Source organism: Frankia sp. Hr75.2, assembly GCF_949319125.1.
In the GTDB taxonomy this organism is placed as follows: Bacteria; Actinomycetota; Actinomycetes; order Frankiales; family Frankiaceae; genus Parafrankia; species Parafrankia soli.
The window spans coordinates 40285-58428 of record NZ_CASGGV010000294.1; the positions used below are offsets into that span (position 1 = coordinate 40285).

At 71.5% G+C, this 18144-nt stretch carries 16 protein-coding genes; 7 read left to right on the forward strand and 9 right to left on the reverse strand.

The window, feature by feature from the left end; translation table 11 throughout:
- Positions 1-43 precede the first annotated feature (43 nt).
- The 4 genes from AC559T_RS22515 to AC559T_RS22530 all read right to left on the reverse strand — a co-directional run bounded on the left by AC559T_RS22515 (position 44) and on the right by AC559T_RS22530 (position 2513).
- Positions 44-436, reverse strand: a complete 393-nt coding sequence (locus tag AC559T_RS22515) for a PPOX class F420-dependent oxidoreductase (protein ID WP_012157807.1) — start codon at positions 434-436, stop codon at positions 44-46.
- Positions 437-657: 221 nt separating this feature from the next.
- On the reverse strand, positions 658-1140 hold the full coding sequence (gene ispF, locus AC559T_RS22520) for a 2-C-methyl-D-erythritol 2,4-cyclodiphosphate synthase (RefSeq protein WP_498870014.1): 483 nt from the start codon (positions 1138-1140) through the stop codon (positions 658-660).
- A complete protein-coding gene (gene ispD, locus AC559T_RS22525) occupies positions 1137-1826 on the reverse strand; it encodes a 2-C-methyl-D-erythritol 4-phosphate cytidylyltransferase (RefSeq protein WP_112108112.1) in 690 nt (229 codons plus the stop codon). Before ispD ends, ispF begins: the two co-directional genes overlap by 4 nt.
- 204 nt (positions 1827-2030) lie before the next feature.
- Complete coding sequence (locus AC559T_RS22530; RefSeq protein WP_006545253.1) at positions 2031-2513, reverse strand: CarD family transcriptional regulator; 483 nt, start codon at positions 2511-2513, stop codon at positions 2031-2033.
- A gap of 1107 nt (positions 2514-3620) precedes the next feature.
- Between AC559T_RS22530 and AC559T_RS22535 the strand changes: the two genes are divergently transcribed.
- From AC559T_RS22535 to AC559T_RS22550, 4 genes are all read left to right on the forward strand, one after another.
- Positions 3621-4409: a copper chaperone PCu(A)C domain-containing protein gene (locus AC559T_RS22535; RefSeq protein ID WP_498870015.1), complete on the forward strand. Its 789-nt coding sequence runs from the start codon at positions 3621-3623 to the stop codon at positions 4407-4409.
- Between the two features lie 351 nt (positions 4410-4760).
- Positions 4761-6233: a DNA repair protein RadA gene (radA, locus tag AC559T_RS22540; protein WP_200835460.1), complete on the forward strand. Its 1473-nt coding sequence runs from the start codon at positions 4761-4763 to the stop codon at positions 6231-6233.
- Positions 6234-6379: 146 nt separating this feature from the next.
- Positions 6380-7459: a DNA integrity scanning diadenylate cyclase DisA gene (gene disA / locus AC559T_RS22545; protein ID WP_498870016.1), complete on the forward strand. Its 1080-nt coding sequence runs from the start codon at positions 6380-6382 to the stop codon at positions 7457-7459.
- Positions 7460-7555: 96 nt separating this feature from the next.
- On the forward strand, positions 7556-8431 hold the full coding sequence (locus AC559T_RS22550; protein WP_498870017.1) for an HhH-GPD family protein: 876 nt from the start codon (positions 7556-7558) through the stop codon (positions 8429-8431).
- Between the two features lie 106 nt (positions 8432-8537).
- On the opposite strand, the gene AC559T_RS22555 is transcribed toward AC559T_RS22550, so the two are convergent.
- The 5 genes from AC559T_RS22555 to pstS all read right to left on the reverse strand — a co-directional run bounded on the left by AC559T_RS22555 (position 8538) and on the right by pstS (position 13948).
- Entirely contained in the window at positions 8538-9566 is a 1029-nt protein-coding gene (locus AC559T_RS22555) for a winged helix-turn-helix domain-containing protein (RefSeq protein WP_498870018.1), read from the reverse strand.
- Between the two features lie 11 nt (positions 9567-9577).
- On the reverse strand, positions 9578-10354 hold the full coding sequence (gene pstB / locus AC559T_RS22560; RefSeq protein ID WP_131626491.1) for a phosphate ABC transporter ATP-binding protein PstB: 777 nt from the start codon (positions 10352-10354) through the stop codon (positions 9578-9580).
- A gap of 104 nt (positions 10355-10458) precedes the next feature.
- Complete coding sequence (gene pstA / locus AC559T_RS22565; protein ID WP_112108601.1) at positions 10459-11526, reverse strand: phosphate ABC transporter permease PstA; 1068 nt, start codon at positions 11524-11526, stop codon at positions 10459-10461.
- Positions 11523-12674, reverse strand: coding sequence for a phosphate ABC transporter permease subunit PstC (pstC, locus tag AC559T_RS22570; RefSeq protein WP_498870019.1), 1152 nt, complete (start codon positions 12672-12674; stop codon positions 11523-11525). Before pstC ends, pstA begins: the two co-directional genes overlap by 4 nt.
- Positions 12675-12841: 167 nt before the next feature.
- Positions 12842-13948, reverse strand: a complete 1107-nt coding sequence (gene pstS, locus AC559T_RS22575; RefSeq protein ID WP_498870020.1) for a phosphate ABC transporter substrate-binding protein PstS — start codon at positions 13946-13948, stop codon at positions 12842-12844.
- 267 nt (positions 13949-14215) lie between these two features.
- Here pstS and AC559T_RS22580 point away from each other — a divergent pair, with 267 nt between their 5' ends.
- From AC559T_RS22580 to proS, 3 genes are all read left to right on the forward strand, one after another.
- Positions 14216-14713: a TIGR00725 family protein gene (locus AC559T_RS22580; RefSeq protein WP_498870021.1), complete on the forward strand. Its 498-nt coding sequence runs from the start codon at positions 14216-14218 to the stop codon at positions 14711-14713.
- 692 nt (positions 14714-15405) lie between these two features.
- Entirely contained in the window at positions 15406-15684 is a 279-nt protein-coding gene (locus tag AC559T_RS22585) for a hypothetical protein (protein ID WP_071065785.1), read from the forward strand.
- A gap of 366 nt (positions 15685-16050) precedes the next feature.
- Entirely contained in the window at positions 16051-17457 is a 1407-nt protein-coding gene (proS, locus tag AC559T_RS22590; protein WP_112109259.1) for a proline--tRNA ligase, read from the forward strand.
- Positions 17458-18144 lie beyond the last annotated feature (687 nt).

The window sequence follows — 18144 nt, forward strand, 5'->3', positions numbered from 1 at the left end:
CGGCGGTGCCAAAGGGAGGTCCCCCGGGTCGGTCGCGGCGGGCTCAGCCGGTGGTGAGAACGCGCTCCGCGACCACCCGGATCACCAGCCGGACCTCATCCGGACCGTCCCACTGGTATGGGGACCCGGTGTACTTGGTGGCGAGCTGATCGATGAGCTCCTTGCCGCCCTCCTCGGAGAGCGTGGCCAGCCCGCGGACCTCCACGTAGCTGTACGGGTCCCGCTGATCGAGGAACATCAGCCCGACCCGCTGGTCACGCGCGATGTCACGCTCCTTCGCGCGCCCGCGCACGGTCGACAGGAGCAGCTCATCGCCGTCCCGGGCGATCCACAGCACGGTCAGGCGAGGCGAGCCGTCGGGACGGATCGTCGCCAGCGTCACGTATGTCGGAGCATCCGCGAGCGCCCTGACCGACTCGGGAAGCCGCGCCGCCATCACACTCCTCCGGGAGTCACTCACCGGGCACACCCTCTCACTCCACCCGGGATCCAACCTACGCCGATGCCAGTCAGGCATATCCCTTTGGCCACGACTTGGCCACGACCATTTCGGACGACCGCGGGCCACTGACAGCCACAGGCACTGTCACGTGCGTCCGGTCAGACGGATCCCGCCGGGCACGGGGTAGTCGGGCGCCGGGGGCCGGGCCGGGAACGTCAGACGCGGGTGACCAGAGCCGTCGCGATGGCGGCCAGGCCCTCGCCGCGGCCGGTGAGGCCCAGCCCGTCCGTCGTCGTCGCCGAGAGGTTCACCGGGGCGCCCAGCGCCGCCGACATCGCCTCCTGCGCCTCGACCCGGCGCACGGCCATCCGCGGGCGGTTGCCCACCACCTGGACGGCGACGTTCCCGATCAGCCAGCCGCCCTCGGCGAGCAGGCGCGCGGTCTCGCCGAGCAGCGCCGCGCCGGACGCGCCGGACCACTCGGGGCGACCGGTGCCGAACACGGCACCGAGATCGCCGATGCCGGACGCGGTGAGCAGCGCGTCGCACGCGGCGTGCGAGGCGACGTCACCGTCGGAATGCCCGGCGAGCCCCGTCTCCCCGGGCCACAGCAGGCAGGCGACCCAGCACTCCCGCCCCTGCTCGAAGGGATGGACGTCGACACCTGTGCCCACCCGGGGCAGCGACGGTTCGGTCACCGCTGCCCGTCGCCGGGTGCGAACTGGGCCAGCAGGGCCTCCGCGAGGACCAGGTCAGCTGGTCGGGTCACCTTGAACGCCTCCTCAGCGCCGGGGATCGTCGTCACCGGCACCCCCAGAGCTTCCACCAGGCCGGCGTCGTCGGTGACCGGGAGGTCCCGGTTCGCGTAGGCCGTGTGCAGGATGTCCCGCCGGAAGCCCTGTGGGGTCTGCACCGCGCGCAGGACGTCCCGGGGTGGGGTCCGCACCACCCGGCCGTCGGCGTCCACCTCCTTGACGGTGTCCGTCACGGGCAACACGGGGATGACAGCGGGATGGCCGTCGAGCACCGTGGTCGCGACGGCGTCCACCAGCTTGGCGGGCGTGAGCGGCCGCGCCGCGTCATGCACGAGGACCACGCCGATGTCGTCGTCCAACGCCTCGAGCGCGGCGCGGACCGAGTCCACCCGCTCAGCCCCGCCGGGGACGACGAGCACCCGTGGGCCCAGGATCTGGCCCACCACCTCGACGAGAGTCGGCGGTGCCGCTACGACGACCTGAGAGACGAGCGTGGACGACAGGAGCGTCTCCACCGCATGCAAAAGCATCGGACGGCCCCCGAGCGGCCGCAGTGCCTTGGGCGTGCCACCGCCGAGACGCTCGCCTCGGCCCGCCGCCGGGACGAGGGCCCCGACCCGGGTGCTCACCAACTCCGGCCTCCGCGGCGAACGCGCCTGACCGCCCGGGAGATCCGGACGGGTGAGAGGCCCCCTTCCGGGGGCACTCCCACGGGGATGAAAATCCGCCGCAACCACGATTCGGTCGGAAACATCAAGCCTTCCGCTGACGTCGGACGGCGCGCACAATGCCGCCCCGGTGTTGCCGACCGCGCATGTTCGAGCCTGCCGGTATCAGCCGGCGAGAACCTCGTCGAGCATGGCTTCAGCCTTGTCCTCATTGGTTCCCTCGGCGAGCGCGAGCTCGCTGACGAGAATCTGCCGCGCCTTGCTGAGCATGCGCTTCTCACCCGCGGAAAGACCGCGTTCACGATCACGCCGCCAGAGATCACGAACCACCTCGGCGACCTTGTTCACGTCACCCGAGGCGAGCTTCTCGAGATTGGCCTTGTACCGCCGGGACCAGTTGGTCGGCTCCTCCGTGTGCGGGGCGCGTAGCACCTCGAACACACGCTCCAGGCCGTCCTGACCGACGACGTCACGCACCCCGACCATGCCGACGTTGTCGGCTGGAACGCGGACAGTGAGGTCGCCCTGGGCGACCTTCAGCACGAGATAAAGTTTCTCTTCACCCTTGATGACGCGCGTTTCAATCGCATCAATCAGAGCAGCACCATGATGCGGGTAAACAACGGTCTCGCCGACTTGGAACGCCATGTGTCACGTGCCCCTTCCGCCTCTACCAGCGTAACACGCACGCATCGCCGCAGGTCAGACGCGCGCTGCTGGCCTGCCACGGGAAGGGGGCAGCCGTCGTGTTCCGGCCACCCTCCGAGGCCGGCAGGTACGGCACGCGACAGACCTGGCGCCGAGCCCGACCGGATCGGCGCAGGTCGGGGGCTATCAACGGGCGACGTGTCCGGTCTGGCGAAACAGATGGCGTTGCGGCGGAAGTTGTCCGGTTGTTGGCATCAAGAGCGTCGCGACACTACCGTCCCTACCCCGCTGGCCCCACATCGACCCGCCGAAGGTCCCCCGGAGCCGCCGTCCGCACCGGGCGTGTCGCGCCGGCTCGGCGGGCCGCCTCCCGCCCCCGTCCGCCCGCCCGCTCGCACTCGCCGTGCGACCGAAGACGGGGCGGCCGCCGCGGGGACCGAAGACCCTGTCTCCCAGGGCCCTGCGGCCTTTCTCCCCCGGACCTGTGGAATCCGGTCGGCCCGCCCCGAGGGTGCCGGGCCCTTCCAGGCCCCCCTGTTCGGTGCGCGCAACTGGCCCGAGTCATGACGAAGCGGATCCTCCGGACATCCGATCACGCAGATGACATCCGGTTGCGCGAGACGACGGGGAAACGCCATGCTCGCGGTCGCTCACCCGCCCCAGGCCGGCTCCCTTCCGCCAGCTCCACCCGCCGACCTGGTCAGACAGCTGAACCCGCCTGGACCCGCCCCCCGAGGCCACGGCTCTCCCGCCCACACCCGCGCCGCGGCGAACGGGTCCGACCTGCGGGCGGGTTCGCATGGGCCGTTCGGATCTGCTGTCAGCCGTCCGATCGGTCCGAGATGTCGAGCCCAACACGCTAGGCCGCACATAGCGGGCGCGGATGGCTAGTCTTAGCCCCGCACCCGCGGCTCCGACCTGGGACGCGGGTGACCGGGTGCGCTCCCGGTGCGCCACGCGGCGATCCACCGACTGGAACGTCGCGACGGCCCGCACCGGTGCGCGCCGGCCGCTGCGGGCCCCCGCAACGGCCACCTGACCGGTCACGACCGATCGGCACCGACGCGCCAGGCGCGCCGGTCCCTGCGCAGGAGGAGCCACCGAGCCGTGAGCCGCCGTCTGGGTGCTCGTTCCGCGACGTCCACCATCCATGGGACGCCGCACGTCGAAGCCGCCGAAACCGGTGGTCCGGGCCACGCCCCGGAAGTCGGCGGCGGCCCGAGAACCGCCCGCCGCGGCCGGGTCCGCGCGCGGGCCGCCCTGGCGACATCCGTCGCCGCGGCCGCCGTCGCCGCGGCCGCGCTGAGCGGATGCGCGTCCGGCACCGACGCCCTCACCAACTCCGCCCGCACCACGACCAACTCGGTGAGCGGAGCCGTTGGGTCGGTCACCCTGCGAAATGTCTACGTCGCGGGCCCGGCGAACGAGGGCGGGTCGGCGCAGGTCATCTCCGCCGTGTTCAACGGTGGAGCGGAGGAGGACAGCCTGATCGGGATTTCCTCCCCCGCCGCCAGTAGTGGCACGGCGCCCAAGCCCTCGATCATCCGTCCCGGTGCGGGCAACATCTACATCGCGAACGGCTCGGCGCCCACGCTGACCGGCCTGAACGAGACGCTGGCCATCGGCGACGAGGTGCCCGTCACCTTCACATTCGCGAAGGCGGGCAGCGTCACCCTCGACGTGCCGGTCGAGGCCCCGGCCCCCGGGGCCTCCGGTGGCCCGGTGGCCCCGACGGCGCCCGCGGAGACCTCGGCGTCCCCGTCCGGCACCGCCACGCCGTCCAGCGGCGCGCCAGCCGAAAGCGGCGCACCGGCGGTCGGCGGCACGACGACCGAGCCCGGCGCCCCCGCGGAGAGCCCCGCCCCCGCTGGCGCCCCCACCGACCCGACGGCCTGACCCACCCGCGGCCGGCGGCCGGGGCAGGTCGCCGGGTCGGGGCCAGGCAGGCTGCCGGGCCCCGACGACCGTCCGCCCGCCGTCTTCCCTTGATCTGCACGAAGTGTGGCGGGTCAGTAAGTCCATGGACTTACTGACCCGCCACACTTCTGTGAGCAGGTCCCGTTTCGGCCGCCAGGCCGCGGTTCAGCCGCTGGGCCCGGCTTCGGGGATCAGGCCCGCGCTCTGGTGCCGAGCAGCTCCTCGCCGGTGCCCTGAGGGGCTCCTCAGTAGTGCCCGGAGGTGGGAGCCCGCCCTGCTGGAGGTGGGAGCTCGCCCTGATTGTCGGACCTACCGGCTACGGTGGCCGCCATGTCGTCTACAGGTCCCGCGGCGCGGTCCGGTGCGGGCGCAGGGCGTGCCTCCTCGCGGGCGGGCGCGGGTTCCCGCAACCCCGCGGGTGGTTTCCGGTGCTCGGCCTGCGAGGCCGAGGCCGTTCGGTGGGCCGGCCGGTGCCCACGTTGCCAGGCCTGGGGCACCCTCGAGGCGCAGGCACCCGCCCCCCGCCGGGCCGGCGGGTTCTCGGGTGGGCTGGGTGGCACCGGTCGCATCGGGGCCGCGGCCCCGGTGACGGCGCCGGCCACCCCGGTCACGGCGGTCGACGTGACGACCGCCCGCTCGCGGCCCACCGGCATCGGTGAGCTTGATCGCGTGCTCGGCGGCGGGATCGTCCCCGGGGCGGTGATCCTGCTCGCCGGGGAGCCGGGTGTGGGCAAGTCGACCCTGCTGTTGGAGGTCGCCGCCCGCAGCGCGGCCACCGGGTCGCGCTCGCTCATCATCACCGGGGAGGAGTCCGCCGCCCAGGTCCGCCTGCGCGCCGGGCGGACGGGCGCGCTGCATCCCGATCTCTGGCTGGCGGCCGAGACCGATCTTGGCGCAGTGCTCACCCATGTCGAGCAGGTCCAGCCGGCCCTGCTGGTCGTCGATTCGGTGCAGACCATCTCCTCCTCCGGCTTCGACGGGTCGGCCGGCGGGGTGACGCAGGTGCGCGAGGTGACCGGCGCCCTGATCCGCACCGCCAAGGCGCTGGGCCTGGCGACCGTGCTGGTCGGCCACGTGACGAAGGAGGGCGCCGTGGCCGGGCCGCGGCTGCTCGAGCACCTGGTGGACGTCGTCGTGCACTTCGAGGGCGAACGGCACTCGACGCTGCGTCTCCTCCGGGCCGGCAAGAACCGCTACGGCCCGGCGGACGAGGTGGGCTGCTTCGAGATGCACGACTCGGGCATCCGCGAGGTCGCCGATCCCAGCGGGCTGTTCCTGTCGCGGTCCGGCGGCGCCGGGCCGGCGGCCGTACCCGGCACCTGCGTCACGGTGACGGTGGAGGGCCGGCGTCCGCTGGTCGCCGAGGTGCAGGCACTGGTGGCGGAGGCGTCGGCGCAGGTGCCGCGCCGCGCGGTGTCGGGGCTGGACGCCGCCCGGGTGGCGATGATCCTCGCCGTCGTCGAGCGGCGGGCGCGGGTCCGGTTCGGCCGCGCGGACGTCTACACGGCGACGGTCGGCGGGGTTCGGCTCGCCGAGCCGGCGGCGGATCTGGCGGTGGCGCTGGCCACGGTGAGCGCCGCCCGCGACCGGCCGCTGCCCGGTGATCTGGTGGCGATCGGCGAGGTGGGCCTGGCGGGCGAGGTGCGTTCGGTGGGCGCGGTGCGTACGCGGCTCGCCGCGGCGGCCCGATTGGGCTTCCGCCGGGCGCTCGTGCCGACCGGGTCCGGAGAGGCGCCGGAAGGGTTGACCGTCCAGGAAGTACCGGACCTTATCGCGGCCATTGCGCACATGTACGACGAATGAACCTGCTTTGGTGATTGCCGGATATGGTGAGGCCGCTGTGAGCCCACACTGATCCGCATGCGACTTACCGATACCATTACGGCGACGGGCACGACACGGTGGGGGCGTTCGACGCACAGGACGTCGAAGAACAACGAGGGAGCCTGATGGCAGGACCACCCGGGGATGACATCTTCCGGGCGACACTCGCCGCGGTCGCGCCCGGTACCCCGTTCCGTGACGGTCTCGAGCGCATCCTGCGTGGGCACACCGGAGCGCTCATAGTGCTCGGCCACGACAAGGTCGTCGAGGGCCTGTGCACCGGCGGATTCGAGCTCGACGTGGAGTTCTCGGCCACCCGCCTGCGCGAGCTGGCGAAGATGGACGGCGCGATCGTGCTCTCCTCCGACCTCGCGCGGATCGTGCGGTCCGCCGTGCACCTCGTCCCGGATCCGACGGTCCCGACCGAGGAGTCCGGCACCCGGCACCGCACCGCGGAGCGGGTCGCGAAGCAGACCGGCTTCCCCGTGATCTCGGTCAGCCAGTCGATGCACATCATCGCTCTGTACGTGGCGGGGCGGCGGTACGTGCTCGACGGCGCCGCGGCCATCCTCTCCCGCGCCAACCAGGCGCTGGCCACGCTCGAACGCTACAAGCTGCGCCTCGACGAGGTCGCCGGCACCCTCTCGGCGCTGGAGATCGAGGATCTGGTCACCGTCCGTGACGCGATCTCGGTGAGCCAGCGGCTGGAGATGGTCCGGCGGATCGCCGACGAGATCGAGAGCTACGTCGTCGAGCTCGGGACGGACGGCCGGCTGCTGTCGCTGCAGCCCGAGGAGCTGATGGCCGGCGTCGAGACCGAGCGCGAGCTCACCGTGCGCGACTACCTGCCGGTCGGCTCGCGGGCGGGCAACGCCGCCCAGGTGCTCGCCGAGCTGTCCGCGATGTCACCGACGGACCTGCTCGACCTGACCGTCATCGCCCGGGTGATCGGCTTCTCCGGCGGGGCGGACATCCTCGACCGCCAGATCAGCCCGCGCGGCTACCGGATGCTGGCCAAGGTCCCGCGCCTGCCGCGGATGGTGGTGGACCGCCTCGTCGACCACTTCAGCACCCTGCAGAAGCTGCTCGCCGCCGGGGTCGACGACCTCCAGGCGGTTGACGGCGTCGGTGAGACCCGCGCCCGCGCGGTCCGTGAGGGGCTCTCCCGGCTCGCGGAGTCGAGCATCCTCGAACGCTACGTCTGAGAGCGCCGCGGTAGGCGGTGCGGTGGCGGGAGGCGGCCGCGGGCGGGCTGAGGGCCGGCGGTGGGCGGTGTGCCGGGGCTTGAGACGATTCCCGCGATGACATCCGTGCGAATGGCTGACGAGGTGCTGGAGTGGTTCGCGGTCTGTGCCCGCGACCTGCCCTGGCGGCGGCCCGAGACGACGCCGTGGGGCGTCCTCGTCAGCGAGATCATGTTGCAGCAGACGCCGGTCAACCGGGTCCTGCCGGTCTGGGCGGAGTGGCTCAGCCGCTGGCCGACACCGGCCGACCTCGCCGCGGAGCCCTCCGGTGAGGCCGTGCGGGCGTGGGGGCGCCTCGGCTACCCCCGCCGGGCTCTGCGACTGCACCAGGCCGCCACCGCGATGCTGGAACGGCACGGCGGCACCGTCCCGGACGAGCTTGACGACCTGCTGGCACTGCCCGGTGTCGGGAGCTACACGGCCAGGGCCGTGGCGGCGTTCGCCTTCCGGCAGCGCCACGCCGTGATCGACGTGAACGTCCGCCGCCTGGTCGCCCGGGCTGTCGAGGGGGTCGCCGAGGGACCGACGTCGGTCTCCCGGCGCGACCTCGCGCTGGTCGCCGACCTGCTGCCGGCGGACCCGGAGACCGCGGCGCGGGCGAGCGCGGCGTTCATGGAGCTGGGCGCGCTGGTCTGCGTGGCCCGGGCGCCCCGCTGCGCCGCGTGCCCCGTCCGGGACGGGTGCGCGTGGCTGACGGCCGGCAGCCCGCCCTTCGAGGGCCCGGCCCGGCGCCCGCAGGGCTACGCCGGGACCGACCGCCAGGTGCGCGGCCGTCTGCTGGCCGTGCTCCGGGAGGCGACCGGGCCGGTCGAGCAGGCCGACCTCGACGCGGTGTGGGACGAGCCCGTCCAGCGCGACCGGGCGCTCGCCGGGCTCCTCACGGACGGCCTGGTCAGCCGGACGGCGCCGGGCGTCTACGCCCTTCCACACTGACGCCCCGGGCCTCCCGCCCGGACGCCGCAGCCCTCTTTCGCATTCCGCGGACCATTTCACGGCACTTCGGCGGCACGGAAGTGCCGTGAAATGGTCCGCCCCGAAATCAGGTCGGGCGCGGAGCGGGAGCCCGAAAGCGATATCCGATCCCGCGGATGCTCTCGATGAGCGGCGGATGAACGTCGATGAGGCCACGGGAAGTCACAACCGGGCGCGACGACACGCCGGGAGCGTCGGCGGAGTCGTGTCGCTGCGCGGCGGCGCCGTCGGCCGCGCCGGAGATGGAGTCCCCGAGGCGGCGGCGCAGGCGGCGCACGTGCACCGCCAGCGTGTTCGGGTCGGTGTCGGCCGAGCCCCAGACCTCGGTGAGCAGGGTCTCCCTGGTGACGACCCGCCCGGCGTGCCCGAGCAGCAGGTGCAGCAGCCGGAACTCCCGTGGCGGCATGTGGACGGCGCGGCCGTCCACGGTGACCTCGTGCGCGTCGACGTCGAGAACGACCGGCCCGGAGCGCAGCACGCTCGATGCCGCGGGGACCGCCAACACGCCGGCCAACCCTGGCCGGCCCGTGCCGCCGGCGGTGAGGAGCCCGCCGAAGCCGCCGGCGCCCTCCGGGCCTCCGGACGAGCCGGCGCGGCCCGCGGCCGGCGTCATCCGGGTGCCTGAACCGCTCAGACCGCCCGAGCCGTCCAGGTCGGCCGTGACGGCCGCCAGGCCGCCGACGGCACCGACCATCGCCAGCACCTCGTGCAGGCGGTACGGCTTGCCCACGCAGGCGCTCGCCCCGGCCTCGAGCGCCGCCGCGGCCTGTTCCCGGTCACCGGGGCCGACCGCGAACAGGATGGGCGTGGTGTCCCGGCCCGCCACCGAGCGGACCGTGCGGATCACGGTGACGCCGTCCACCACCGGCAGCCGTGCGCTGATCAGCACGGCCGACGGGTCGAGCCGACCGATCTCGACGAGGGCCTGGGCGCCGTCGGTGACGACGCTGACCTCCACGCCCCGGCCGCGCAATGCCGGTAGCAGTTCGTCGTTCGCCTCGTCGTCGGCGATGAGCAGCGAGGGCGAGGGCTGCCCGTGATCTGGCGCGGCGGAGGCGACCGCACCGTCGCCCCCGCCGCTGGCCGTCGGCCACACGTCGGGAGATCTCAGCCGAACCGCCCGGAGACGTAGTCCTCGGTGCGCTTCTCCTTCGGGTTGCTGAAGATCTGCGAGGTGCGGTCGCATTCCACCAGCCGTCCCGGGTCGCCGGTCTTCTCCAGGGAGAAGAAGGCCGTCGTCTCGCTCACGCGGGACGCCTGCTGCATGTTGTGCGTGACGATGACGATCGTGTAGCTGGACCGGAGCTTCTGGATCAGGTCCTCGATCGCGAGGGTGGAGATCGGGTCGAGCGCGGAGCACGGCTCGTCCATGAGCAGCACCTGCGGCTCGACGGCGATCGCGCGGGCGATGCACAGTCGCTGCTGCTGGCCTCCGGACAGCCCGGCGCCGGGCCGGTTGAGCCGGTCCTTGACCTCGTCCCACAGGTTGGCGCCGCGCAGCGACTCCTCGACCCGCTCGTCGAGCAGTGCCTTCTTGCGGATGCCGTTCAGCTTCAGCCCGGCGATGACGTTCTCGTAGATCGACATCGTGGGGAACGGGTTGGGCCGCTGGAAGACCATGCCGACGTTGCGGCGGACGTTCACCGGGTCGACCCCGGGGCCGTACAGGTCCTCCCCGTCGAGCAGGACCCTGCCCTCGACCCTGGCTCCGGGGAGGACCTCGTGCATCCGGTTGAGCGTCCGCAGGACGGTCGACTTCCCGCAGCCGGACGGGCCGATGAAGGCCGTCACGGTCTTGGGCTCGATCGTCAGGTTCACGTCGGCTACGGCCTTGAACTTCCCGTAGTAGGCGGTCAGCCCGGAGATGTCGATACGGGTGGCCATTGCTACCTCGACTCAGGTGTTTGTGCGGTCGGTCGGTTCGTGGAAGAAGGCAGTACCCGGACTGCCGACTGGCGTCCTGGGCGGACGACGACGGCCACCACGGGCTACTTGATCGTCGCCCGGCGCGCCACGAGCCGAGCGAGCAGATTGAGCAGCATGATGATGATAATCAACGTGAGCGCCGCGGCCCAGGCTCTGTCGATCGCGACCTGCTGCGGCTGTCCGGCCTGTGAGTAGATGTACAGCGGAAGGGCCGACTGTTCACCGGAGAACGGGTTGAAGTTGATCGAGTTCGCGCCGAAGACGGTCAGCAGCAGCGGCGCCGTCTCGCCGGCGACCCGGGCGACGGCCAGCATGACGCCGGTGACGATTCCCGGCAGCGCGGTCGGGAGCACCACCTTCAGAATCGTCCGCCACCGGGCGACACCGAGCGCATAGCTCGCCTCGCGCAGCTCGTCGGGAACGAGTTTCAGCATCTCCTCGGCGGAGCGCACGACCACCGGAATCATGAGGATCGTCAGGGCGAGGGCACCGGCGAAACCGGAGAAGCTCTGCCCCAGCGCGAGAATCCAGAAGCCCAGCACGAACAGACCGGCGATGATCGACGGGAGGCCGGTCAGGACGTCCACGAAGAAGCTGATCACGCGGCTGATCCGGCCGGTTCCGTACTCGACCAGGTAGATGGCGACCAGCAGCCCGAACGGCACCGCCATGACGCTCGCCAGCCCGACCTGCTCGAGGGTCCCGATGATCGCGTGGTAGACGCCGCCGCCGGCCTCCCGGGCATTGATGCTGCGCATCGAATGCGTGAGGAAGTTCCCGTCCAGCCGCTCCGCGCCCCGCGTCACGACACTGATGATGATCGCCAGCAGCGGGATGAGCGCGAGGAGGAACGAGCCGAACACGGCCGAGGTGACGAGCCGGTCCCGCGCCCGCCGTGACCCCTCCACCATGACCGACGCGATCGTCTGCCCGATGCCGAACAGGATCAGCGCGATGAGGACGAACTGGATCCGGCTGTGGATGGAGGTCACCAGGTAGAGCAGGAGGGTCAGCACGACCGCTCCCGCAGCGATGGCACCAAGTACCGGCCGACCGAGCGTCTGCCCGCGCAGGTTCAGCGAACCGTCACCGACCGGAGCCGTCGGCGCCGTCGTCGTCGCGGTGCTCATGCCGCGCGTCCCGAGAACTCGGCACGCCGCGCGATGACGGCTCGAGCAATCATGTTGACCACCATCGTGACGACGAAGAGAACGAGACCGGACGCGATGAGAGCGCCCTTTCCGATGTCGTTTGCCTCACCGAAGCCGTTCGCCACGTTCGCGGCGATCGTGTTTCCGGCGGGAGTGAGGATGTTCCAGGAGATGTTGAAGGAGGCCGGCAGGACGAGGGCGACCGCGATCGTCTCGCCCATCGCCCGGCCGAGACCCAGCATGGAAGCGCTGATCACACCCGGCTTGCCGTAGGGAATGACCGCCGTCCGGATCATCTCCCAGCGGGTGGCGCCGAGCGCGAGAGCAGCCTCACGATGAGTGATGGGCACCTGGGAGAAGACCTCCCGGGATATCGCCGCCACGATCGGGAGAATCATGATTGCCAGCACCACGCTGGCCAGGAACATCGAACGTCCGACCGTGCTGTCATCGATGTTGAAAAGCGGGATCCAGCCGAAGTAGTCGGCCAGCCAGGACTGCGTCCCGTTGAAGTGCGGAGCGAGGACGATCAGGCCCCAGAGACCGTAGATGACGCTCGGCACGGCCGCGAGCAGGTCGACGATGAAACCGAGCCCGGAGGCCAGCCGGCGAGGCGCGTAAATCGTGATGAAAAGCGCGATGCCGACCGCGACCGGAACCGCGATGACCAGCGCCCCCACGGCGGAGACCAGAGTTCCGAACAGGAGGGCGGCGACACCGAAGACGGGCGGGTCGGCGTTGGCCCGCCATTCCTCCGTGGTGAGGAAGTTCCCGGTGTTCGCGCTCAGGGCGTCGGTGGCCCGCAGCACCAGGAAGATCGCGATCAGCGCGATGAGCACGAGCAGGCTGACGCCCGCCGTCCTGGTCAGGTTCTTGAACACGACGTCGGCCAGGCCGACCTTCGGCTTGGCGTCCGCCGGCGGTGTGATGTCCGGTGGCACGAGTTCCGGCGGCGTTGTGCCCGGCGGCGTTGTGCCCGGCGGCGTCGCGCCCGCCGCTGTGATGTCCGTCGACGTGGTGCTCGTCGGCGCGGCCTCCGCCGCTGGTGTGGTGGCCGCCTCCGGGGTGGTCGGTGAACCGGTCCCCCGAGACCCGGCGTCGGCCGGGCTACCCGGCTCAGTCGTCATCCGTACCTACCTCGACTCTTCCTCCCTCAGGGGGCGGCCGGCCCGGCTGCCGGTCGGATCGACCGGCAGCCGGGGCGACCGCCCGGAAAACCAGGTTCCGCGGCCGGGGCGACGGTGCCCCGGCCGCGGAAGGACATGCTGGTCAGCCCGTCAGCCAGCTCTATCCGTCAGGCGATCTTGGCGATGACGGCGCGGACCTTCGTGGCGATCTCGTCCGGCAGCGGGGCGTAGCCGAGCTCCGTGATCGCGGCCTGGCCGTCCGCGGACGCGATGTAGGTCAGGAAGCTCTTGAGGAGCGGAGCCTGGTCGGCGGGAGTGCCAGCGGTGCAGGCGATCTCGTAGGTGGCCAGGTAGATCGGGTAGGCACCCTTGGTCGCCGTGGTGTAGTCGAAGGTGAGCTTGAGGTCGTCACCCTCGGCGACCTTGGCGGAGCTGATGCCGATCGAGGCGGCGTCGGTGCTCACCTCGACGAACTCGTCAGCGGCGTTGCCGATCAGCGCGGTCGACAGGCTGGCGTTCTCCGCGTAGGAGAGCTCGACGTAGCCGATCGCGTTCGGGGTGGACTTGACGGTCGAGGTCACACCGTCACTGCCCTTGGCGCCCTGGCCACCCGGCGCGGTCCAGTCGGAGCCGCCCTCGAAGGTCCAGTCGGACGCCGCGGCGCCCTTGAGGAACTTGGTGAAGTTGTCCGTCGTGCCCGAGCCGTCCGAGCGGTGGACCGACTGGATCGGAGCGTCCGGCAGGCTCGCGCCGTCGTTGTCGGCGACGATCGCCGGGTCGTTCCACTTGGTGATCGCACCAGAGAAGATCTTCGCGATGTTCGACGCGCTGAGGTTCAGCGTGTCGACGCCGTCGAGGTTGTAGATGAGCGCGATGGGCCCGACGACCATCGGGATGTCGACGGCCGCACCGCCGGTGCAGCGGGCGTCCGCCGCGGTCTTCTGGTCGTCCTTCAGCGCGGAGTCGGAACCCGCGAAGGTGATCTGCTTGTCGATGAACTGCTGGCGTCCAGTCGACGAGCCGGTGCTCTGGTAGTTGATGGTGGCGCCGTCACAGGCGTCCTGGTAGGCCGAGACCCACTCGTCCATCGCGTTCTTCTGCGCGGAGGACCCCGACCCGGTGATCGACCCCTTGGCGCAGTCGATCGCGCCGGCGGAGGCCGTGGGCGCGGTCCCGTCCGCGGTGTCGGTGTTGTCGTCCGAGCCACACGCGGCCAGAGAGAGCAGCGCCGCGGCGGCGAGGCCCGCGACGATCTGACGCTTGCCTAGGTTCACTAGCAATCCTTCGTCCATCTGGTTCGCGCCTCGCGGCGCGGATCTGGTCCCGCCCCCCGGATCGGGGTGCCGGCGAGAATCGAAGCGATGCCGAGTGAACGAAGGGTGAACATCGACGGACATGAACCGCACTCAAACAGGAACACATCCCGGCCATGGGTTTCGACACGAGTCGACAACCCACACACGACCCATTTAGCTACCTTCAGTAGTTGCACGCTACACACAGAGGCACCATGACCGGCGGTGGAACGGAGTCGTGAGCGCATGCGACAGGTTGCCGTCATCGGTCCGGGCGAGGCGACACCGGAGCAGGAAACCGACGCCGAGCGCCTGGGCGCGGGCCTGGCGAGGCTGGGGCTGACCGTCGTGACCGGCGGCCTCGGCGGCGTGATGGCCGCGGCCTCGCGCGGCGCCCGGGCAGCCGGCGGGCGGACCCTGGGCCTGCTTCCAGGCAACGATCCGGCCACGGCCAACCCGTGGATCGACGTCGTCGTTCCCACCGGTCTCGGGGAGGCACGGAACGCGCTCGTGGTCCGTTCCGCCGCCGCGGTGGTGGCCGTCGGACACGGCTGGGGCACGCTGTCCGAGGTCGCCCTGGCGTTGCGGACGGGCGTCCCCGTCGTGAGCCTGCGAAGCTGGGCGCCGACGCCGCCGGCGGGCGACCCGAGGCACTGCGATCAACCGACGTCGGTCCAGGTGGCCACCGGCGTAACGGACGCGCTCGCGCGGGTCCAGGCTGTTCTCGAAGCCGCCGCGCCCTGAGCGGGCCTATCGCGCGCCGCGGGTCGCGTGGTCTCTCGCGTGACGTCTCGTCGGCAGGCCGGCGTGGGTCCCCGTGGCGGCCCGCCGACGAGACCACCCCCAGACACAAGGTCGCGCACACCGCTTACAAGACACTGCGAACGCGCCATTTCGGACTTCTGATTACGCATACGAACCGGACTTTCGTCCCGCGTCACCAGACGTCCAACTCTGACCGGAGATCGTCCCTTGCCTTCCCGGCCAGCCGGCCGTTTGCTATAAAGCAAACAAGCGGTAGCTGACAGCATTGCCTCATAACCGCAGAGTCAGGAGGTGGTTCAGGCTCGACCCGAACGCACGTCACGGCGACGACGACGCCCCTCCGGTCTCACCCGGACTCGCCAGGGAACCACCCGGAACTCCCGCGAGCTCGGCGACGGCGCTGCCAGCCGTCGCCATCGCGTCGCCGATCGTTCATGTCGAGTTCGGTCGCCGGTCACCGCAAGCACCGGGTGCCGCCGACCGCGCTCCGCCCGCCGAACAGGCCCGGCCGGCACCGGCTGTCCGACGGAACCCCCAGCTCCACCGGTCAGCCCCACAGCCGGGACCAGGTCCCGCCGGCGGGACCAACGCGCGCTGAACACACCTGTCTCCGATCCCGCCCGCGACACCGAAGTCGGTGGACCGCCAGCAACAGGAAGGCAGCATGCACGATGAACACCGTCGACACCGGTGAACTCATGCCGGAACCCAGACCCGTATCCGGAGGTCCACCGCCGTCGCTGGCGGAAGTCGTCACGGTCCGGAACGGGTTACTGGTGGAGCACGAGCTGGTCCTCGCCCCCGGCGCGACGGCGGCCGACCTGACCAGCGCCATGATCCTGGTCCCGCCCGCCGCCGCCCTCGTCAGCCACCACGGTGACGTGGACCTCTCCCTCATCTTCCGCGAGGTCCCACGCCCGGATCCCGAGGACGCCGTCGCGCACCACTGAGCCGTCCGCCGAGCCGTCCGCCGGCCGGCCGCGGACGGACGGCTCACCAGCGGACGGCGCGGCAGCGGACAGCGCGGCAGAGGTGTCGCCGGCACGCTGTCCCGGCCGGGGCCCGCCGCATTCCGCGAGCGGTGGGTGCCCCCTTCCCATCGGCCGGTGACGCGCTGGTGACCCACCCGCCCGCCCGGCCCCGGCCGCGCACACCGGGGCCGGGCGGGCCGGGTCCGGTGCGGCCCGTCTCGGGGGGCGGGCCGTCTCGGAGCCGGGGCCGGAACCGGGCCCCGTACGCGTCCGCGGGGCCCGTGGCGGTCGCCTGGGCGGGCCGTGTCCGCCGGCCCGTCGTACCGAACCAATATCGTGGACGACGTGGCTGTTCTCACCCCCCGCTCCACCGACTTCCCGCGTTGGTACCAGGACGTGCTCGACAAGGCCGAGCTCGCCGACAACGGGCCCGTGCGCGGCACGATGGTCATCCGGCCCTACGGCTACGCGCTGTGGGAACGGATGCAGGCCGACGTCGACACCCGGATCAAGGCCGCGGGCGCGGTGAACGCCTACTTCCCGTTGTTCATCCCGGAGAGCTACCTGCGCAGGGAGGCCGAGCACGTCGAGGGGTTCAGCCCCGAGCTCGCCGTCGTCACCCACGGTGGCGGCAAGGAGCTGGCCGAACCGGTCGTCGTCCGTCCCACCAGCGAGACGGTGATCGGCGAGTACATGGCCAAGTGGACGCAGAGCTACCGGGATCTGCCGCTGCTGCTGAACCAGTGGGCGAACGTCGTCCGCTGGGAGCTGCGCCCGCGGCTGTTCCTGCGCACCAGCGAGTTCCTGTGGCAGGAGGGGCACACCGCCCATGCGGACGCCGCGGACGCCGCGGCCTATGCCCGCCGGATCGCGCTCGAGGTGTACCGGGAGTTCATGACCTCGGTGCTCGCGCTGCCGGTGTTTGTCGGGGCGAAGACCCGCAAGGAGCGCTTCGCCGGCGCGATCAACACGATGACCTGCGAAGGCATGATGGGTGACGGCAAGGCGCTGCAGATGGCGACGAGCCACGAGCTCGGCCAGAACTTCGCCCGCGCCTTCGACATCGACTTCCTCGGGCCGGACGGCGGCCGCCACCTGGCGTGGACGACCTCCTGGGGCAGCTCCACCCGCATGATCGGTGGCCTGATCATGGCTCACGGTGACGACAACGGCCTGCGGGTGCCGCCCGCGCTCGCGCCCACCCAGGTAGTGGTGCTCCCGGTCCGCGACGACGACGCCGTGGTCACGAAGGCCCGCGAGATCACCGACGCGCTCACCGCACTCGGCGTCCGGGCCAGGCTGGACGCCCGCCCCGGTCTGTCGTTCGGCCGCCGGGTCACCGACGCCGAGCTCAAGGGCATCCCCGTCCGGGTCGAGGTCGGGCCGCGCGACCTGGCCGCCGGCAACGTCACGCTGGCCCGCCGGGACACCGCCGAGAAGTTCCCGGTGCCGCTCGGTGAGGCCGCCGGCCGCGTCCCCGTCCTGCTCGACGAGGTGCAGGCGAGCCTGTACGCGCAGGCCCTGGCGCTGCGCGACGAACGCACCTCGGACGTCACCTCGCTGGCCGAGGCGGTCGAGGCCGCCGCGACGGGCTTCGCCCGGCTGCCCTGGCACCTGGTGGGTGAGGACGGCGAGGCACGGCTCGCCGAGGACTCGCTGACCGTCCGCTGCCTGCAGACGCCGGACGGCGCCCTGCCGACCGCGGACACCAGGGACGAGGATCTCGTCTGCCTCGTGGCCCGCGCCTACTGACACGGGCACGGCTGGTCCGGTGGCCACCGGACCAGCCGGCGCAGATCCCAGCCGGCGCCAGCCAAACGAGGGCCGGCCGGACGAGGGCCGACGGGCCATTCCCGCTTTTCCGGCGCACCGGCCCGACGTGCCTTAGCGGTGGAAACCGCGATTAGGTGACCCGGTAACTGGCGTAGCCATTCTTGACACTGCGGACGGAAACATCGAAAAGCGATGGAAGTCCATTTCCGGACGGCTCCGCCCGCCGTCGGACGCCCGCTGACGTGCGGCGGATGCCCGTGAGATGCGCCTGCGGGACGCGGTAAGCCAGGCGCTCGGTGAAGATCCCGCGAGCGCTCTCCGACGATGTCCGAGATCCTCCCGAGCGACCGCGGACGGCCGCGTGGAGATCCATGGATCTCCGGTCCGGCTGGGCCGGGTCTACTCCACTGTCAAACGGTTGACTCCGAATTTGGCGTAAGTAGGATTACGACACGAAATAGGACGTGGCGGTCAGGACGCGATCGAGACGTGTCAGGCTCCACCGGGCCGCCCGCTCGGCCCGCCCGCCCCGGCACGCGTCCGAGAAAAGAGGGCGAGATGCGAACCGGGAGCGAAACGGCGGGCACAACCCGTGGCGGGCGGCGTTCCGGTGTGCACCTCGGAACTCTCACCGTGACGACGAGCGAGTCATCAAAGATGATCGAC